This window comes from Bradyrhizobium genomosp. I (2014) (genome assembly GCF_000261685.1).
Lineage (GTDB): Bacteria > Pseudomonadota > Alphaproteobacteria > Rhizobiales > Xanthobacteraceae > Bradyrhizobium.
Genome location: NZ_AJQE01000051.1, coordinates 1 through 2,768, shown reverse-complemented (window position 1 = coordinate 2,768; position 2,768 = coordinate 1). Strand labels below are relative to the sequence as shown.

The 2,768-nt window shown below is 64.5% G+C and carries 4 protein-coding genes, 1 tRNA gene and 1 pseudogene; 4 read left to right on the top strand and 2 right to left on the bottom strand.

The window, feature by feature from the left end:
- A pseudogene (locus IC50_RS05960) lies at positions 1 to 363 on the top strand (TMEM175 family protein); the annotation flags it as partial.
- A gap of 2 nt (positions 364 to 365) precedes the next feature.
- Here the strand turns inward: IC50_RS05960 and IC50_RS05955 are convergent.
- Positions 366 to 746, bottom strand: coding sequence for a YciI family protein (locus IC50_RS05955; RefSeq protein ID WP_035701689.1), 381 nt, complete (start codon positions 744 to 746; stop codon positions 366 to 368).
- A gap of 194 nt (positions 747 to 940) precedes the next feature.
- On the opposite strand from IC50_RS05955, the gene IC50_RS05950 reads away from it, so the two are divergent.
- The 3 genes from IC50_RS05950 (at position 941) to IC50_RS05940 (ending at position 1,785) form a co-directional block, all read left to right on the top strand.
- Complete coding sequence (locus IC50_RS05950; RefSeq protein ID WP_035701686.1) at positions 941 to 1,126, top strand: hypothetical protein; 186 nt, start codon at positions 941 to 943, stop codon at positions 1,124 to 1,126.
- A 27-nt stretch (positions 1,127 to 1,153) separates the two neighbouring features.
- Positions 1,154 to 1,456, top strand: coding sequence for a hypothetical protein (locus IC50_RS43875; RefSeq protein WP_333938108.1), 303 nt, complete (start codon positions 1,154 to 1,156; stop codon positions 1,454 to 1,456).
- Between the two features lie 255 nt (positions 1,457 to 1,711).
- Positions 1,712 to 1,785, top strand: a tRNA-Gly gene (locus IC50_RS05940).
- Between the two features lie 211 nt (positions 1,786 to 1,996).
- On the opposite strand, the gene IC50_RS05935 is transcribed toward IC50_RS05940, so the two are convergent.
- Positions 1,997 to 2,768: amidase family protein (locus IC50_RS05935; protein ID WP_035701683.1), on the bottom strand; the 772-nt coding region annotated here is incomplete at its 5' end.

The following is a 2,768-nucleotide window of genomic DNA, read 5'->3' as shown; positions in this document are numbered from 1 at the left end:
CGGCCCCCCCAGCCGATCGGCAGCCGCGGCGACGTGATCCTCAACCTGTTCTTCCTGCTCTCGATCGTGCTGCTGCCGGTCACCAACGGCCTCTACACCAATTACGGCATGAGCAGCGCCGTCGCCGTGCTCTACGGCCTGCATTTGACCGCGATCGCCGGCCTCAACGCTTGGCTGTGGTGGACGATCCTGGGCGGCTGGCGCCATGAAATCATGGCCTCGCTGTTTCCGCTGCTGGTGTTCATCCCGGGCACGATCGTTGCGGCGTTCGCGCCACGCGTCGCACCCTTCCTGTGGTTCATCGCCTTCGGCGGAATCGCGATCCAGCGCTTCTACAATGCGCGGACCGAGCCGGACGCCTAGCCTTACCCCTCTGTCGCGCCGAACCCATCGGCCGGCACGTAAAGCTTGACCGGGCGGATTTCGTAGACCGCAGTCGGATTGACCGCGCGCAGCTTCCGCGCCGCCGCGATTGCCTCATCGTCGGTGGCGCATTGCATCAGGTGGAAGCCCAGAAGCTGTTCCTTGGTCTCGGCAAACGGCCCGTCCAGCACCATTCCCGCGCCTGGACCACGCAAGGTGCGGGCCTTTCGGGTCTCATCCAGGCGGGCCGCCGGTCCAAACTGCCCGCTTGCCCGGAGGGGCGCCTGAACCTCGATGACTTTGGCCACGACCGCGGCGTCCTGCTCCGGCGTCCAGGACAAGATCTCGTCTTCCACGTGGTAGGCCAGGATCGCGTAGAGCATCGTCACCTCTTCTTTTGCGCAAGGTTTTACGAAAGTCCCAAGGACGTAGCACGGCGGCCCGTCCCGACAATCCCGAAACAAGATATTGGCGGCGAAACGGTCCTGAAACCCGATTGCGGTCCTGCCACGTGAACGCCGCCGGAGCGGGGCGCGACTGATGGACCATAAACAACAAGCTTTTGCTGGAGGCGGCAATGTCGGGTCACACCATCAAGATCATCTGCGACGCGCGGCGGGCGGGACAGACGGAGCCGGCCGATCTGCACGACCATGCCGGCCATCACCGCTACTACGGCAGCTCGGCCGAGAACGGCGGCGAGCGGATCGCGGAGAGCCGGCGCGGCAAACGGCCGCGCGCGCTCAACATCTGCGGCTTCTGAAGCCTTTCGACGAGCCCGTCGTTCAAGATGAACGTCCTGCGAACATCGATCGCGGCGATGCCGCTCCTGCTCGTACTGATGAGCCGGACGGGCGAGGCCATCGCGCCGTGCCTTCCGAACAGCCTCTTCGCGGTGCTGCTCGGCGGGGAGCCACACCACACAGTCGTGGCTTCGTGCGTCGGCCTGCTGATCGCCGCCGTCGCGCCGCGCGAGCGGCTTCGCGGCGGCCGACCCGGCCATCCGGCTTTCGGTTTCAGGGATATCTCAAGGAAAAGGCGCGGCGGGGAAGCCCCGTCGCGCCCGATTTCTTGCTCGCTGGTCCAGGGCTGAGGCCGCCCCGATGCCAAGCTTTGGTCAAAGCTCAGCGGGCGATCCCAGCGAGGTGACAGCGCTTGAGATAAGACACTGGATCACCTCCTTTCGTTGGTTTCGGAAGTCTTGAATATAGGCGGCATTGCTGTCGCTGTTAAGGGGCGGCGACTCCCGGAGGAACCAGAGGCGGTTCGGCAAGGGGGAGAAGAAGCCGGAAAGCTACGTTCTGGGCAGTTGAGACCGCCGCCCGGCCGTGTTAGGGGATCGCCCGACGCGGGTGTAGCTCAATGGTAGAGCAGCAGCCTTCCAAGCTGAATACGAGGGTTCGATTCCCTTCACCCGCTCCAGCGATTTCAATGACTTGGCGCGTCAGGGCTTTTTCATTCTGACAAGCCGTGCATTCTCATTCCGACAAGCGTTCACGTTCCTTTCGCTTGTCTTGCACGGCGCCTGATGCGTTTCATTTGCGCATCTTGCTTGGCCTCATCGTCGTCATGCAGATAGTGCGCAATGGCCGCTGTCGACGACCAGTCGGGAAGCGACGTGCGACGGCAGGATTTACGTTCGCAATATGGCTTCGATCTCTTGCGCTGCTTCAAGCAGCGTACGGTCTTGTCCGCGCGCGGCGACGATCTGAAGGCCGAATGGAAGTCCGCACCGATCCGCTCCGCACGGAATCGAAATCGCCGGCAGGCGGGCATGATTGACAAAGGGCGTGAACACCGCATGGGCACGCGGGCTTGCGGCGTTTCCGCCGATCATGTCAGGGCCGAGCTGCGCAAGCGGCCACGCGACGCATGGGACGGTTGGCGTCAGCAGCAGGTCGATCTGGTCAAAGAACGCCGCAAAGGCCTTGGCGATTGCCGCGCTCGCGACCAGCGCTCCGGCCACCTCGGCGCCTGACCACGACAGCCCTCGCTCGATCTGCCTGGCGATATCAGGATCGAAGACGGTCGGGTCCTTGCGAAAGCGCTCGCCATGGAGCGCGGCAAGGCCGGCATGCTGGAGCGGCATGATGGCGTCTTCCGTCGCGCCGGCCGGCCAGACGGGATCGTCTTGCACGATGCGCAATCCTGCGGCCGAGAGACGCCCGACGGCAGAAACGAGCCCGTTCGCGACGGTATCATCGACGGCCACATCGAGACCGAGGCGAGGCGAGAATGCGATGCGTAGACCGGCGACATCGGCGGTCTCTTGCGCAATGCTCGCCGAATCCGGATCGCGCCGATCGACGCCGGCCATGGTCTCGAACGCCAGCGCGATGTCGGCGACGTCGGTGGCGATCGGCGCGATGACGGAGAGACCGAAGAACGGCTCGGCGAAGCCGGGG

Excerpts from the sequence above, each read along its gene's own strand:
- IC50_RS05955 (WP_035701689.1), bottom strand. The coding sequence starts at position 746 with ATGCTCTACGCGATCCTGGCCTACCACGTGGAAGACGAGATCTTGTCC.
- IC50_RS05950 (WP_035701686.1), top strand. The coding sequence starts at position 941 with ATGTCGGGTCACACCATCAAGATCATCTGCGACGCGCGGCGGGCGGGA.
- IC50_RS43875 (WP_333938108.1), top strand. The coding sequence starts at position 1,154 with ATGAACGTCCTGCGAACATCGATCGCGGCGATGCCGCTCCTGCTCGTA.